Genomic DNA, 12,865 nt, shown 5'->3' on the forward strand with positions numbered 1-12,865 from the left:
GAATGGCAAAAGTAATGTTGAGAGAAAATGATGAAGGGAAGGTACTCTTCTATGTGGCAAAAAAAGATATGGAGGAGATCATAGAATCACTGGAGTTTGATAGCGATGAGAAGTGGGGCGGAAATGTGAATCTCACCAATGGTGATATATGGTTTATCCCACCAGGACCGAAAAACTTACCCGATGAGGTGAATGCAAAGATTATTAGCAGAGGGGATGACTGATCCTCTCTGCTCCCCTCTTCGTACAATATATTTATCTCTATTACAGTATCTTGGATTAGATACCGTAATAGAGTGCAGAAGGTAAATAATAGTAGCTCAGACATGAAGCAAGTGTTGTTTTGCATAATTTGAGGTGTGACTTACTATCAAAACACGACATGTATATTTCTCCTTTCATGATGATTTCTACAACTAATGCAATTCGTATTCTAGAGATCTATGCCGTATTTTTTGATCTTGTAACCAATTTGTCTTGCCGTCATACCAAGTTGTTTGGCTGCTTTTGTCTGAATTCCCCGGTTTTCTACCAATGCCTGGATAATCGCCTCTTTTTCCATCTCCTGCAGGCTGCTTTTTGTCAGAGATGCCTGTTCTTCAATCTTTGTGTAGGTTTCTGTCTCATTACTGTCCTCTTTTGTCGTTTCTTGTTGTTTTGCCGGTGGGGTTACCGTCTCCTGGGGCATATGCATTTTTTGGAAGTTAAACGGCATCACGTGGTTGAGCATCTCCGGTTGCAGCTCTCCCTGAGGACAGATCAGTACGATACGCTCCATCGTATTTTGAAGCTCCCTGATGTTTCCGGGCCACGGGTATTCGAGGAGGATTTCCAGTGCCGGTTTTGAAAAAAACATCTCTTTGTGGTGCTCACGCATATATTTTTTCAGATAGTGTTCGATCAGCAACTGGATATCCTCATAACGTTCTCGAAGCGGCGGAAGATTGACCGGTATGACATTGAGACGGTAGAAAAGATCTTCACGGAATTCACCGTTTTTGACCATCTTCTCAAGATTTCTGTTGGTTGCTGCAACCAGGCGTACATTGGTCTTGATCGTTTTTGTACCGCCTACACGTTCAAACTCCTGCTCTTGAAGGATACGCAGCAGCTTGACCTGCAGTGCCGGTGTGATATCCCCGATCTCATCAAGGAAAAGTGTTCCGCCGTCTGCCAGTTCAAAACGCCCTTTACGCATCTCTTTTGCATCGGTAAAGGCCCCTTTTTCATGACCGAACAGCTCTGATTCGAGCAGTGTTTCACTGATCGCTGCACAGTTGAGTTTGATAAACGGTCCGTTTTTTCTGGGGCTGATATTATGCACCGCCGCTGCAATCAGCTCTTTCCCCGTACCGGTCTCTCCTCTCACCAGGATCGTCGCATCTGAAGGTGCCACCGTTTCAAGAATGCTGAATACCTGCTGCATTACCGTACTTCTCCCGATAATGTTTTCAAACTTATATTCACTCAGCATCTCATCTCTATAGTAGGTTTTGAGATCCTGGATATCCTCTTTCTCTTTTGAAAAGCGTCTATGTACATTGAGCGCACCGATAGAGATCGATCCGAGTATCGTCAACATCCTTACGATTTCATCAAAGTCCAACGGGGCCTCTTTTCTGAGGTTTGCAGAGATCACGCCTACGACACCGTCTTTTTGGATGATCGGTACAGCCACATACGAGATGAGCGAAGTATGCAGTGCTCCCATTTTATTGAGATAGTTGATATTGTTATGAATGTTTTCGATCACGATGGGTTCTGCACTCTGTGCCGCAAGCCCCGTTGCACCCTCTCCGATTTTATACACAGCCATACTCGTTTGTTGCGGGGTGAGATCGATGGAAGCATAAGGCTCAAGAAGCGTCTTGTCTTCATTCAGCAAAAAGAGTGCACAACGGTCAAGGTAACCGTGGTGTTTAAGCATGCGCATCCCTTTTTCTACACTCTCTTTTATATTTTCAGAACTGCTAAGGAGTACAGCAATATCATAGAGCAGCTCTATCTCTTTATAGGCAAACATTAGGGAACAGGCTCTACACTCTTCCGGAAAATCTACTGGTAACATTCTTTTCCCTTTTTTAAGACTCTTATGTGAGATGGTATCATAAAGATTGATTATTTTATTCATAATTCTGATTAAAAAATAATCACTTTGATCTCTAAAATTAGAATAATTTTTGCATATATTCTTTATAAAAAATGAGGAATAATGATGCATATTACAGTACACGGAACGCAAACAGAACTAATTGGCAAAGAACAATCTGTCGGTAAAGAGGCTCCTGCAGCCCGTATTACCAAGCTTGACGGCTCACAAAACGTGATAGGGATGATCGCACCGACCGTGCAACTGCTTATAGCCATCCCGTCACTCAAGACCGAAGTCTGTTCATTGGGGGCAAAAAAGTTTAATGACCTGATCAAGGAGTTCCCGAAACTCACTACCTATATGATCACGACAGATGATCCGGAGTTTGTCGAAGCGTATGCAGAGAAAGAGTCTATCGACGGGGCAGAGCTTGTGATCGACACTGACAGAAACTTTGCAAAAAAATACGGCTTGTTGATCTCAGAAGGTAAACTCAAAGAGAGGTTGGCAAGGGCCGTCTATGTGATCGATAGGGACGGGGTGATCGTCTATAAAGAGTTGGTGCCTGAGATCGTTGATGAAGTAGATTACGATGCCTGTATAGCGGCGGTAAGGGATGCCGTGAACGTGAAGAAAAAAGGGCATACACACGAAGACTGGATGTCTGCGTAGTCCGTATCATGCAGGCAATCTATACTGAGACGATGCTTACACCGCTTCGTGTCGCGAAAACAACGCGTTTCCTTGACTGGGATACACAGCCCTCGCAGTTTAAAAGCTATCCGGGGTTTTTGTACCGCTACCATTATCATGAAATTGAAGCACTGAGGCTGGTTGAACGCTCCCGTTGTGTGACAGACTATCAGACGCTCAACGGAAAACCCTACTATCGTCTCAATACACCCTCGGCCGGGAATCTGCATCCGGTTGAACTCTATGTTCAGATACGCGGTATCAAGGGGCTGATCAGCGGGATCTATCATATCAATCCCAAAGAGGAGAGCCTGGTATTGGTAGGTGAGATTTATGAGGATGGTTTGGAGGGGGCATTGGGTATCAATGCGCGTTTCAAGGGGATGATCTTTCTTGTTTCCCTTGTCCCTTACAGGTCTGAGTGGAAATATGGAGATCGTGCGATACGCTACTGTTACCTGGATGCAGGACACCAGCTCGGTGCGATCATGGCCTCTGCACAGACATTTGGACAAAATTGTAGGGTTTTGTCTGAGATTGACAGAGCGTGTCTGGATCGCTGGATGGGGTTTGCTCCCGAAGAGTTCAGTTGTATCGCTGTGGCTGTAGGGGAAGAGACAGATAAGAGCGTCAAAGATCTTAAACAGCCTTTGATGCAGGTACCTGCGGTAGATTACCTTGAAGGGGAGTTGAAGCTACACTCTTATCTCTCCAAGCAGGCGTATGATGAAACCTTTAGAGTAAAGGAGTGGCCGCCTGTCACTCAAAGCAGTTCTCTCTATAGCCGCAGGTCGGCACGCTACTTTCTGCCAAAAGCGCTTTCAGCAAAAGATTCTGATGATTTGATGGGACTACTCTCGCATGCGCCTGAAGGGCTAGAGGTATATTGTGTCGTACAGAGAGCGGAAGGGCCGGAGGCAGGTATCTATCATTCAGAAGGGTGTGTCAGCAGAGGCTCTTATCACGATACGGTTTCGCACCTGATGGTTGATCAGCGTTTTATCGCCAATGCAGCCATGGTGATGATAGTGACAGCCCAAGCCTGCTCCCCTGAAGCACTGATGCAGGCAGGTGCTTTTGTACATCAGGTTTATCTTGCTGCAGAGAGCAAGGGCGTCGGAGCTACCGGAATCGGTGCCTTTTATGACAACAAAGTCCAAACATTTTTAAAAACCGATAATGCCATATTATATGCCTGTGCGATAGGAGAGGTAAAATGATCACAGAAAAAGAAGAAGCAAAAGAACTACTTTCAATCTACCGTATGATGCAGATGAACGGGACCCTCTACCTCAAGGAGGATGAGCAGAGTCTCGATACACTCTTTGATGCCGTTATACAGGCGATCACCACCGCTACCGTGTTAAAACCCAAGTTGCCCTACAATGAATTTGTGCTCCCGAGCAGAAAGGTGCTTGAGGGCGATCAGGGGTGGATAGGGCACTTTGAAGAGCGGGACAACCGTAGGTTCTTCCTGAGCGATATCTATGACTATCTCTACTTGCTTTACGGTCGAAGTTAGAACGGTTTTTGCATACCTTAAGTAAAGATCGCAAAAGGATACGTATGACTACAGTCTATCTGAAAGATGACAATATCAGGGTCAAAGTGCCATCCGGTATGAGCCTGAGGGAAGTTGCGGAGAGAACCGGTGCATCTATGGAGTTTGGATGCAGGGCAGGTGACTGTGGTGTGTGTAATGCAATAGTAGAGCAAGGTATGAAATTTTTAAACCCTTTGACTCAAAAAGAGGAAACAGTGTTTGAGTTATTTTATAAGAAGAATGAAAAACAGCGTCTTATGTGTCAATGTAGTGTTGAGGGTGAAGAGGGTGAGATCGTTATCTCATATATAAAACTATGGTAGGGCCAATCATTGCTCTTAGCGAAAATGTTCATTTTATCGGTGCATTTGATCCGATGATCCGTACATTTGACATCATTATGAAAACGGCGAACGGAAGTTCATACAACAGTTATCTGGTACGGGGAAGCAAAGGGGTCTGTGTGATGGACACAGTTAAAAAAGAGTTCTCTGATCAGTTTTTTAAACGTCTTGAGCTTCTATGTGCGTACGAAGAGATACGCTACATCGTACTTCATCACCTGGAACCTGACCACTCAGGGGCACTCGATGAACTTATGCAGCGTGCTCCTCAAGCTAAACTGATCATCTCCGGCAGGGCTGTGATGATGCTCAAAGCACTGTTGAAAAAAGATATCGAGTTTGAGATAGCCAATACAGGAAAAACGATCTCTTTGGGCGATAAAACGATTGAGTTCTTGAGTACTCCTTTTCTACACTGGCCTGATACGATGAGCAGTTACCTGCATGAGGATAAGATCTTATTTAGCGGTGATGTGTTTGGAAGCCACTATTATGATGAGAGACTTTTTGATGATGAAGTAGGGGATTTCGGTTATGCCTTCAAGTACTACTACCAGCATATTATGCGTCCATTCAAGCAGTATGTACGTGAAGCACTGAAACTTTACCAACGATTTGATATCTCTCTTATCGCCCCGCTTCATGGTCCGGTCTTACGTACAAATCCGCAGAACTATATCGAGAAGTATGCACTGTGGAGTGAGGATGCCAAAGCGCATAAAAATATAGAGGGCAAGAAGATATTGTCGGTTTTTTATATGTCAAGCTATGACAATACACTGGCGATGGCCGAAAAGATCACCAAGGGCGCTGACCTGGTTGAGGGAATGATTGCCAGTATGTATGATCTGGCATCTTTGGAGGAGCAAAATATGATTGATCTGCTTGAGGAGTCAGATGCCGTGATCGTGGGTTCACCTACGATCAATGGTGATGCGGTCAAACCTGCATGGGATCTGCTGGCATGTATGCCCTACCTTGAAAGTGCAGGTAAGACCGGGGCAACTTTCGGCTCATACGGATGGACAGGTGAAGCACCGGATATGCTGCATGACCGTATGCAGTGGCTGAAGTTCAGGCTTCCAGTAAGTCCACTGAAGATCAAGTTGATCCCGACTGAAGAAGAGTTGGTTAGTTGTGAGGCATTCGGCCGTGAGGTCGCTGAGATAGCTATGGGAAAAATGATGGAGCTGGAATTATGATAGAAGAACATCACACAATGTATGAAGAGGTAAAAGCATTACTCATCTCACATGCTGCAGACAGTTATGCATCAGATACGATCGCACCGATGGTCGCCTTAAAGTCACTGGAGATGAACCATCTCTATGAAGATCTCGGTATGAAAAGCAGAACAGAGATGGGCAAGTTCATGACTCAGCATTTCCCGACACTGGCAGCCAATAAACCCAAAGATAAACTATGGAAAAAATATCTCTATGATCTGATCGGAAGGGTTGCGCCTGCGTGTGCCACATGTGATGATCAAGTGACCTGTTTTGCCTGTATTCTCAAGGAACTTAATGCATGATTACGCCTAGCATCTCAACTACAGAACTCTACACGCATATCGAGACCCTGATAGAGACGGATACGCCTCTGTTCATTCACGGAAGTCCGGGTATCGGGAAGTCCTATATCGTTGCAGATATTGCCAAAAGCAAAGATCTGGAACTTGTGGATATCAGGCTGTCACAGTTAGACCCGGTGGATCTCCGAGGGATCCCCTCTATCAAAGAGGATCAGACCGTCTGGATGCCGCCGGTTTTTTTCCCGAAAGATCCTGACTCTGAAGGGATACTCTTTTTAGACGAACTCAACTCGGCACCCCCTTCGGTACAGGCAGCGATCTATCAGCTGGTACTTAACCGCCAGATCGGCGAGTATATCCTTCCCGAAAAATGGCGGATCATCTGTGCGGGGAACAGGGTAAGTGACAGAGGGGTGGTCTTCAGGCTGCCTACCCCGCTGGCAAACCGTATGGTGCATCTGCATCTTGAAGCCAAATTTGAAGACTTCAAGCGCTTCGCACTCAAGGAGAATCTGCATCACTTTATCATCGGGTTTTTGGGATTCCGTCCTGATCTGCTTTCAAGTGAACCGGTGGTGGAAGATGATGCCAATCCGGCATTTGCGACACCGAGAAGCTATCATATGCTCTCAAATATTCTCAAAGCAACTCAGGATATACAAAAGATCTACTCCATCATCTACGGAACGATCGGTTACAGTGCCGGTATAGAGTTTGTATCCTATATCAAAGTTTATGAGACTCTTCCCGATATCGCTGCTATCTATGAGGGACACTATCCTGAGGTTGAGATGCAGCCGGCTCTTTTGTATGCGCTGGTCTCTGCTTTGGTTGAGTATTATGACGGCAGCGAGGGGCATAAAGAACACCTTTTTGCTTTCTCGGAGAAGCTGCCTACCGAGTTTGGCGTGATGCTGATCAAAGATATTATTGTCAAAGATGAGAGTTTGGCACTGCATGAAGCGTTTGAAAAGTGGTTAGAGAAGTATGGTGACTACATCCTCTAACGAAGCACTGAAAAAACGGCTGGAGAAGATACGTGTTCAGTTTCTTTTCGATCATCCGTTCTTGAGTGTATTGGCACTCTCTCTGCCGATGCATTTTCAGGAAAATCCACATGAGCTATTTGAGACGAACGGTACGGCTATTTTTGTCGATGAGACAAAAATCGGAGTAATGGATGACCCTGCTTTGAAATATATGTACGCACACATCCTTCTACATATTTTGCTCAAACACCCTTTTAGGATGGGTGAGCGTGAAAGCGGAACGTGGAACAGAAGCAGTGATATTGTCATCAATCTGCTTTTGGATGACTTTGAAAGAATAGGAGAACGACCCCATGATGAAGTCTTTTTGGAAAAATTTAGAGAGAAAAGTGTCGAAGAGGTCTACCACGCTTTATATGATGAAAAAGAAGGAGATGAGGGCACTCCTGATGACGAAGATCCCAAAGAGCAGAAGCATGATCTGATAGAAAATGAGGGAGATACCGAGGCTGCGATGGAAGAGATCGACGCCCTGATCGTCCAGGCAATGGGTGCGGCACAAAAACAGGGCAATATCCCGGCCTCTTTCTTGGAGAGTATCCATGAGGTGATCCGGCCCAAGATCGATCTGGCAACGCTGCTTCACACCTATCTCACAGAGAGTTTTTTTGACAAGAAAAGTGACTTTATGCGTCCCAACAGAAGGTTTATCCACCAGGGGCTCTATCTGCCGGGGTATGTGCAGGAAGAGAGCAGGCTCCTGCTCTCTATCGCACTTGACCGCTCTATGAGTATCGACCATCAGACCTTTTCGAAGTTTTTGGGGATCATCGATGCGATACTGCGCGTGAGTACGGATTTTGAGGTGAGGGTGATACCTTTTGACGAGCAGGTGGACAGGGAGAAGATCGTCACCTACGATACACTGGATATCAGGCCGGAGATCTGCTTTGAGAAAGGAAACGGGGGTACCGAATTCAAGCCTCTGCTAACGTATCTTACCGATACCCTGGAGCTTCATCGGACACTGATCGTACTGAGTGACGGTTTTTTCAAGATCGATCAGCCACCGCCGCTCAATACCCTCTTTTTGATCAGTCAGAAAAAAAATATGAAACGTCTAGAGCCATACGGCGATGTCTTCTATTTTGATCTTTGAAAGGGGCGGTGATGGAAGAGCTAAATTATAAAGAGGAGATCGAAGCACTCAGGGATGATCCGGAGTTCGAGTCCAAAGGGGATAGGCTTTATCTCTCTCATGAGGATGATTATGCCAGGCTTGAATGGTCGTTCTACAGGCCTTCTGGCTCCCACCCGGACCAGGTAAGCGACAGGAACCCCATGGTCTCTATCATGGCATTTAACCACTCCAGGCTCGGTGCCTTTGAGCGTTTTTCCCGGGTACATCCTGATGTGATCGCAAAAGAGCATCTGCGTGTCAAGATACGCAACAGAAGCCGTATGCTTTTCAGGGCGATGGTGGATGATGATCTCAAAGAGCTGATAAGCGTGTTGGAGTTTGCCCCGGTATTTTTGGACCTGGCCTGTGACCAGATGATCAACGGGCGTATATGGAATGAGCGTTATGCAGACCCTGAAGCTGCCTCTGCATTCGTCTCTTTTGTCGAAGAGCGGATGGATCAGCGGCTTGCCCAAGGTATCAAAAGACGCCTGCAGCCGATCAAAAAACTGAATTATGATGAAGCCAAAGCCTATCTCGAGTCCCTTGTTGAGCTGGTACAGAATTTGCATAGTTTTATCAAAAGGCATTATCTCGAAGCGTATACGGATTGGCTGGAGAGGATCTCTCTTCATCCGCTTCAACGTATTGCCTTGGAAAAGAAGATAGCACTTTTAAAGGAGTAAGGGATGTTGGATCCACATAACAAAACACAAGTGATACGCAGTGTGATGAAAGCGGTTTACAATCTCAGCGATGAAGAGAACTACAGTGTCTATGACAGTGAGGATATCGCAGCCTATCTCGGCTTGAGAAAAAAGCTCGTAGATGACGCGATAGCCGTTCTGTGGGATGCAGGATGTCTGGCCGAGTGTATGACTCTGGAAGATGACGGTGCAACGACCTATTGTCTGACGGACAAAGCGATCGATCTGGTAGAGATGGGATGAATCTTATTCTTTTTTACGAAAAACCGGGATGTGTGACGAATCAAAAACAGAAAAGAAGTTTGCGTCATGCAGGGTGTATGGTGATAGAACGAAGTCTGCTTGATCATCAGATGACGCCGGAGGAACTCTATAGCTATCTGGAAAAGAGGCCCGTAAACGAGTGGTTCAACCCCAATGCCCCGGCTGTAAAAAAAGGAGAGATAGATCCGGAGAGTTATACCGAAGAGGAGGCCCTGGATCTGCTCTTTCATCAGCCTCTACTGATACGCCGTCCCCTGATCAGTGTAGACGGTCACAGGATGTGCGGATTTGATAAAGCGGTGATCGAAGGGATATTGGGGGTGCGCCTTGACTTGGAGAGAGCCGAAACATGCTCATCCGACACTGCATGCCCTGCGCCAGTACCCCCGGCCGCCTCGAAGTGAGATACACTTTTTCCCCGGAAAGCGTTTTTGATACTCCGGCAGTCTCTCCATCGTTGTTTTTCCTGTATCACAGTAAAAGACGAAGACCGTACCCTCCGGGTAGGATTGCAGTTCGTAAGGGTTATAGAGCAGACTCTCCACCCCTTCGATCGGCAGATTGATCGTATCTACCAGTAGTGTTTGGATACCGTTTGCTTCATTGCGCTTTTTCTCTCTCAGATACTCTTCCTGCGTCCACTCTTTTTTGTTCATTTCAGACTCTGTTTTACGCTATCAGATGCAAATAGTGTTCTCGACAGGATAGGGTATTGTGACAGCGCTTCAAGTCCCCGAAGAAAAATCAACACTATTATATTACCGTTAAACGGGTGTTTCATAGGAGGTTGAACCTTCAGTGGCAACGGATCATAGACATTTCATATTGTCCGTATGTGTGAAGCATAGTTGTTTAGGTCTATCGTGACTTCATGACGATACTCAAATATGAAAAGTGTAACCTAGAGATGGAATAGTTTTAATGAATCTATGTTTAAGCTTAGGTCTTAGGCGCCGCACCAATGTTCTAATGGTATTGGAGTTTGCTTCTTTAGTCGGCCAAAGTGTATTTTCTATCGTATAGTGATCGACGATTTTATTTTTATGATGGATGAAGAGAGAAAGAAGGTCCGTCTCTTTTTTTGTCAGGTTCACGATTGTATCAAAATAATAAAGGGTATGGTGCTCCTCATCATAACTGAATTCTTCATCAAGTTTTATCGAAGTGATATCTACCGGTGAGTAGATTACCTCTTTATTGTTAATCTTGTATTGTGCAATCTTGATCGATGCTTTCAGTTCCTCGCGATTATAGGGCTTAGACAAGTAAGCAATAGGATCAATCTTTACTGCCCGGTCAATATTGTAATTGTCTGTATAGGCTGTGAGAAAAATGATCTTGATCAATGGATTCGATTCTGTGATCATCGAAGCGGTTTCTATGCCATCATTTTCTCCTTTGATAGAGATATCCATCAGCACAAGTTCCGGTTTTTCTTTTTTTACAAGATCCTGTGCGCTTTTGGCATTTGAAGCGATACCCGCAGAATGGTAACCTAGCGAAGTGATATAGTGTTCAAGTTCCATCGCACTGATATTTTCATCTTCTACGATCAGAATTTTCATAGTGTAAACCTTATAAGATAGTGTGTATGGGCGTTGGAAGTGAGGATCAGCTTTCCATCGAGTTGATTGCTTATCAAACTTTTGATCAATTTTAAACCCAGTGAGTTATGGGAAAGAGATGCATCAAATCCTTTTCCGTTATCCAGGTAGTCTAGCTGATAATATTCATGATGTTGTTTCAATATGATCGTTATTTCTCCCGAATCCTCTTTGGAAAATGCATGTTTGTAGCTGTTGGTAATCAATTCATTGATAATAATACCTATATATACTGCCTGGCGCAACGGAAGTATCACGTCGATATCCGTATCGATCCGGATATTGGAAGTGTTATAGTGTAAAGCGTGCAGCAACGAGTATTGTAAGTCCGTGACCAGGATACTGATATACTCCTCCATATCGACATTTTCAAGATCGTCATTCTCAATGAGCATGCTATACGTTTTGGCTATAGCATTGATACGGTTTTCCAGTTCCTCAAATGTTCTTTTGGTATATGGATCCTCTATATCGTTGTTCTGGAGTCTTATCATGGCAAGAATGATTTGTAGATTGTTCTTGACACGATGGTGAACTTCCTGTAGAAGTGTGTCTTTGTTTTGGAGTGCTTTGTTGAGCGCTTCAGTTTTATTTTTTACTTCCAGCCTTATGATCTCTTCTCTTTTTTTTGATTCTTCAAACAGTTTTGTATCACTCTGCAGTTTGGCATGTTGCAAGATAAGGTAACGGTCGGCAAATGCCAGTGAGAGGATCAGCGCTTCGGCAGCGGTCCCCCACATCAGGATATTTTGAAAGTCCTGCATGATAGAGCTGAAGCCCAGTGCATCGAAGATGATCATCGCATAAGAGACAAAGACGATACCAAAGCCCAAAACAAAGAGCCTTGCTTCTTTGAACCCGTGCAGGTAGGTCTGTATCGCTGCAAAAAGGTTAAAGAGGATGAAGAGTGTCCCCGTCAAAATGATGAGATACATCACCGGGCCTGAGGAGAGACCCCAGACGATCATCTCAAAGAGTGAAACAAAGATGAAGAGACGGTAGATACGATGAAGCCTTGTGTTCCATTCGATCTTGAGAAAGTGCATTGCAAAGAGTGCCGAGGTGATGATCAGGAAAGTGACCTTGATGATGGAGATCTGCATATCCAGTGTCACGAACCAGGGCGGGAAAAAGATCTGGGTGAGTCCTACATAGGTGATCTGCTGATAGATCAGGGCAAACAGGTAGAGACTATAGTAGAGATAACTCTTCTCTTTGATAAAGAGAGAGAGAATAAAACTGTAAAACATCAGGGTAAGTATCACTCCCAGAAGGAGTATAGTGACAAGCTGCTGCTGCCTGTCTGACCGGAAGAACATTTCTTGGTCCTGAAGCGCAATGGAAAAATCGAGCGGGGTGTAGTCCGATCGTACTTTCAGGTAGTAGGTCAGCCGGCTGTTCGGCGGGAGGTGAAGATGAAAATAGGGAAAGATCGTCTGATGTGTCTCCGTGATATGTGCGTGTCCCTTGGTGATCTCTTCTCCATCTTCCTTGTAGAGTGTGATATGCTCCAACAGCGGGGAGGTGAGGACTAAAACCTTCTCGATCGCTGAAGGAGTATCGTTTTGCAGGGTAAAGCAGACCCAGATCGTATCCTGGGAGATACTGGTATTGATATAGCGTTTGGTATAGGGGGTAAATCGTATCTTTGGAATGGCCGCTTGGTGATCAAGGTGCTTTTGGTCGAAGTAAATGCTGCTGTGTTCCAGAACCGAGATTGAGGGATCGTTGTTGAGCTTGATCACCCCTGCCTCTATCGTCTTAGAGAGCAAAACCAACAGTATCACCAGAATGATAGAAGATCCCCATATGCGCTGCATTTTTCGATTGTATCGTAAAAGTGTTGTAATTTTGGCACTTTTTTGACACATGGTAGCACTATAATTAAATGAATTAATTACGCTAGAAGGAGGACGAA

Annotated in this window: 16 protein-coding genes; 12 read left to right on the forward strand and 4 right to left on the reverse strand. The window is 45.0% G+C overall.

Features of this window, described 5'->3' with window-relative positions:
* Positions 1-2 precede the first annotated feature (2 nt).
* Positions 3-224, forward strand: coding sequence for a putative nitrogen fixation protein NifT (gene nifT, locus AC4JOV_RS04800; RefSeq protein ID WP_229936278.1), 222 nt, complete (start codon positions 3-5; stop codon positions 222-224).
* Positions 225-433: 209 nt separating this feature from the next.
* Here nifT and AC4JOV_RS04805 read toward each other — a convergent pair whose 3' ends face one another.
* Complete coding sequence (locus tag AC4JOV_RS04805) at positions 434-2,068, reverse strand: sigma-54-dependent Fis family transcriptional regulator (RefSeq protein WP_229936277.1); 1,635 nt, start codon at positions 2,066-2,068, stop codon at positions 434-436.
* A 147-nt stretch (positions 2,069-2,215) separates the two neighbouring features.
* On the opposite strand from AC4JOV_RS04805, the gene AC4JOV_RS04810 reads away from it, so the two are divergent.
* Genes AC4JOV_RS04810 through AC4JOV_RS04860 form a run of 11 tightly spaced genes read left to right on the forward strand, consistent with a single transcriptional unit; the run spans position 2,216 to position 9,747 of the window.
* A complete protein-coding gene (locus AC4JOV_RS04810; protein WP_229936276.1) occupies positions 2,216-2,764 on the forward strand; it encodes a redoxin family protein in 549 nt (182 codons plus the stop codon).
* Positions 2,765-2,772: 8 nt separating this feature from the next.
* Positions 2,773-4,005: a nitroreductase family protein gene (locus AC4JOV_RS04815; RefSeq protein WP_229936275.1), complete on the forward strand. Its 1,233-nt coding sequence runs from the start codon at positions 2,773-2,775 to the stop codon at positions 4,003-4,005.
* Positions 4,002-4,307, forward strand: coding sequence for a hypothetical protein (locus AC4JOV_RS04820; RefSeq protein WP_229936274.1), 306 nt, complete (start codon positions 4,002-4,004; stop codon positions 4,305-4,307). Before AC4JOV_RS04815 ends, AC4JOV_RS04820 begins: the two co-directional genes overlap by 4 nt.
* A gap of 44 nt (positions 4,308-4,351) precedes the next feature.
* Positions 4,352-4,651 (forward strand): 2Fe-2S iron-sulfur cluster-binding protein, encoded by a 300-nt coding sequence (locus tag AC4JOV_RS04825; RefSeq protein ID WP_229936273.1) that lies wholly within the window; start codon positions 4,352-4,354, stop codon positions 4,649-4,651.
* On the forward strand, positions 4,645-5,874 hold the full coding sequence (locus tag AC4JOV_RS04830) for an FprA family A-type flavoprotein (protein ID WP_229936272.1): 1,230 nt from the start codon (positions 4,645-4,647) through the stop codon (positions 5,872-5,874). Before AC4JOV_RS04825 ends, AC4JOV_RS04830 begins: the two co-directional genes overlap by 7 nt.
* Positions 5,871-6,203 (forward strand): nitrogen fixation protein NifQ, encoded by a 333-nt coding sequence (locus AC4JOV_RS04835; RefSeq protein ID WP_229936271.1) that lies wholly within the window; start codon positions 5,871-5,873, stop codon positions 6,201-6,203. Before AC4JOV_RS04830 ends, AC4JOV_RS04835 begins: the two co-directional genes overlap by 4 nt.
* Positions 6,200-7,210 carry an ATP-binding protein gene (locus AC4JOV_RS04840; RefSeq protein WP_229936270.1) on the forward strand — a complete coding sequence of 337 codons (1,011 nt, stop codon included), beginning with the start codon at positions 6,200-6,202 and terminating at the stop codon, positions 7,208-7,210. The genes AC4JOV_RS04835 and AC4JOV_RS04840 overlap by 4 nt, the downstream gene beginning before the upstream one ends.
* Positions 7,194-8,351, forward strand: a complete 1,158-nt coding sequence (locus AC4JOV_RS04845) for a vWA domain-containing protein (protein ID WP_491522190.1) — start codon at positions 7,194-7,196, stop codon at positions 8,349-8,351. The genes AC4JOV_RS04840 and AC4JOV_RS04845 overlap by 17 nt, the downstream gene beginning before the upstream one ends.
* A gap of 11 nt (positions 8,352-8,362) precedes the next feature.
* Positions 8,363-9,058 carry a hypothetical protein gene (locus AC4JOV_RS04850; RefSeq protein WP_229936268.1) on the forward strand — a complete coding sequence of 232 codons (696 nt, stop codon included), beginning with the start codon at positions 8,363-8,365 and terminating at the stop codon, positions 9,056-9,058.
* 3 nt (positions 9,059-9,061) lie between these two features.
* Positions 9,062-9,322 carry a hypothetical protein gene (locus AC4JOV_RS04855; protein ID WP_229936267.1) on the forward strand — a complete coding sequence of 87 codons (261 nt, stop codon included), beginning with the start codon at positions 9,062-9,064 and terminating at the stop codon, positions 9,320-9,322.
* Positions 9,319-9,747: an ArsC/Spx/MgsR family protein gene (locus AC4JOV_RS04860; protein WP_229936266.1), complete on the forward strand. Its 429-nt coding sequence runs from the start codon at positions 9,319-9,321 to the stop codon at positions 9,745-9,747. The genes AC4JOV_RS04855 and AC4JOV_RS04860 overlap by 4 nt, the downstream gene beginning before the upstream one ends.
* Here the strand turns inward: AC4JOV_RS04860 and AC4JOV_RS04865 are convergent.
* From AC4JOV_RS04865 to AC4JOV_RS04875, 3 genes are all read right to left on the reverse strand, one after another.
* Entirely contained in the window at positions 9,697-9,999 is a 303-nt protein-coding gene (locus AC4JOV_RS04865) for a hypothetical protein (protein ID WP_229936265.1), read from the reverse strand. The two genes, AC4JOV_RS04860 and AC4JOV_RS04865, sit on opposite strands and share 51 nt — an antisense overlap.
* 225 nt (positions 10,000-10,224) lie before the next feature.
* A complete protein-coding gene (locus AC4JOV_RS04870; protein ID WP_229936264.1) occupies positions 10,225-10,908 on the reverse strand; it encodes a response regulator in 684 nt (227 codons plus the stop codon).
* Complete coding sequence (locus tag AC4JOV_RS04875; protein ID WP_491522191.1) at positions 10,905-12,767, reverse strand: 7TM diverse intracellular signaling domain-containing protein; 1,863 nt, start codon at positions 12,765-12,767, stop codon at positions 10,905-10,907. The genes AC4JOV_RS04870 and AC4JOV_RS04875 overlap by 4 nt, the downstream gene beginning before the upstream one ends.
* Between the last annotated feature and the right edge of the window lie 98 nt (positions 12,768-12,865).

The sequence above is a fragment of the Sulfurovum sp. MH2-6 genome (assembly GCF_058374785.1).

Excerpts from the sequence above, each read along its gene's own strand:
- AC4JOV_RS04825 (WP_229936273.1), top strand. The coding sequence starts at position 4,352 with ATGACTACAGTCTATCTGAAAGATGACAATATCAGGGTCAAAGTGCCA.
- AC4JOV_RS04830 (WP_229936272.1), top strand. The coding sequence starts at position 4,645 with ATGGTAGGGCCAATCATTGCTCTTAGCGAAAATGTTCATTTTATCGGT.
- AC4JOV_RS04875 (WP_491522191.1), bottom strand. The coding sequence starts at position 12,767 with ATGCAGCGCATATGGGGATCTTCTATCATTCTGGTGATACTGTTGGTT.
- nifT (WP_229936278.1), top strand. The coding sequence starts at position 3 with ATGGCAAAAGTAATGTTGAGAGAAAATGATGAAGGGAAGGTACTCTTC.
- AC4JOV_RS04865 (WP_229936265.1), bottom strand. The coding sequence starts at position 9,999 with ATGAACAAAAAAGAGTGGACGCAGGAAGAGTATCTGAGAGAGAAAAAG.
- AC4JOV_RS04835 (WP_229936271.1), top strand. The coding sequence starts at position 5,871 with ATGATAGAAGAACATCACACAATGTATGAAGAGGTAAAAGCATTACTC.
- AC4JOV_RS04850 (WP_229936268.1), top strand. The coding sequence starts at position 8,363 with ATGGAAGAGCTAAATTATAAAGAGGAGATCGAAGCACTCAGGGATGAT.
- AC4JOV_RS04870 (WP_229936264.1), bottom strand. The coding sequence starts at position 10,908 with ATGAAAATTCTGATCGTAGAAGATGAAAATATCAGTGCGATGGAACTT.
- AC4JOV_RS04805 (WP_229936277.1), bottom strand. The coding sequence starts at position 2,068 with ATGTTACCAGTAGATTTTCCGGAAGAGTGTAGAGCCTGTTCCCTAATG.
- AC4JOV_RS04840 (WP_229936270.1), top strand. The coding sequence starts at position 6,200 with ATGATTACGCCTAGCATCTCAACTACAGAACTCTACACGCATATCGAG.
- AC4JOV_RS04855 (WP_229936267.1), top strand. The coding sequence starts at position 9,062 with ATGTTGGATCCACATAACAAAACACAAGTGATACGCAGTGTGATGAAA.
- AC4JOV_RS04860 (WP_229936266.1), top strand. The coding sequence starts at position 9,319 with ATGAATCTTATTCTTTTTTACGAAAAACCGGGATGTGTGACGAATCAA.
- AC4JOV_RS04810 (WP_229936276.1), top strand. The coding sequence starts at position 2,216 with ATGCATATTACAGTACACGGAACGCAAACAGAACTAATTGGCAAAGAA.
- AC4JOV_RS04815 (WP_229936275.1), top strand. The coding sequence starts at position 2,773 with ATGCAGGCAATCTATACTGAGACGATGCTTACACCGCTTCGTGTCGCG.
- AC4JOV_RS04820 (WP_229936274.1), top strand. The coding sequence starts at position 4,002 with ATGATCACAGAAAAAGAAGAAGCAAAAGAACTACTTTCAATCTACCGT.